This is a genomic window from Flavobacterium denitrificans DSM 15936, from assembly GCF_000425445.1.
Lineage (GTDB): Bacteria > Bacteroidota > Bacteroidia > Flavobacteriales > Flavobacteriaceae > Flavobacterium > Flavobacterium denitrificans.
On record NZ_KE384378.1, the window covers coordinates 357,882 to 359,095 of the forward strand.

Sequence of the window (1,214 nt, forward strand, 5' to 3'; positions counted from 1 at the left end):
GCCGGCACTCACGAAGTAACCGTTACTGATAAATTGGGCTACACAACAAAATGCTCAGTTGTGATCGGACAGCCACAGGCACCTTTGACTGCTGCGATTGATTCTAAAACCGATGTAAATTGCAAAGGCGACGCAACTGGTTCTGCAACGGCTTCGGCTACTGGTGGAAACGGAACTTACTCTTATTCTTGGAATACTGTTCCTGTGCAAACTGGAGCTACTGCTTCAAATCTTATTGCCGGAACTTATATCGTGACTGTGACTGATTCAAAAGGTTGTACTGATACTGAAACAGTAATAATCGATGAGCCAGCAAATGCCTTGACTGCCGCAATCGACTCTAAAACTGATGTAAATTGCAAAGGCGATGCCACTGGTTCGGCAACGGCTTCTGCAACTGGCGGAACTGCTGGATACTCTTATTCTTGGAATACTGTTCCTGTTCAGACTGGAGCTACTGCTTCAAATCTTGTTGCCGGAACTTATATCGTGACAGTTACGGATTCAAAAGGTTGTACTGATACTGAAACAGTGACAATTGGCGAGCCAAGTGCAGTTCTAAGCTGCTCAGTTGTACAAAACAAAGCTGTCACTTCCAACGGATTAAGCGACGGAGAGGCAACTGTTACGCCGCTTGGAGGAAATGGAGGCTACACTTATTTGTGGGACAACAACGAAACTACTCAAAAAGCGCTTGCGCTTAGTGCTGGTCTTCATTCAGTAACCGTAACGGATTCAAAAGGATGTAAAACGACTTGTACAGTCACCATTACTGAACCAAATGTATTATCATGCAGCATCACTCAGGACGATCCTGCCAAATGCTACGGAGACAATAATGGCAAAGCGACTGTCGTGGCAATAGGCGGAAATGGAGAATACACTTACTTATGGGACAACGGCGAAACGGCAGCTCAGGCTACTGGATTGACAGCCGGCACTCACGAAGTAACCGTTACTGATAAATTGGGCTACACAACAAAATGCTCAGTTGTGATCGGACAGCCACAGGCACCTTTGACTGCTGCAATTGATTCTAAAACCGATGTAAATTGCAAAGGCGATGCAACTGGTTCTGCAACAGCTTCAGCTACTGGTGGAAACGGAACTTACTCTTACTCTTGGAATACTGTTCCTGTTCAGACTGGGGCTACCGCTTCAAACCTTGTTGCCGGAACTTACATCGTGACAGTGACGGATTCTAAAGGTTGTAC

General features: G+C 45.8%; 1 protein-coding gene. It reads left to right on the forward strand.

Going from position 1 to position 1,214, the window contains the following annotated elements:
- Positions 1–1,214 (forward strand): SprB repeat-containing protein (locus H600_RS22295; protein WP_035108748.1); only part of this gene is annotated, 1,214 nt, incomplete at both ends.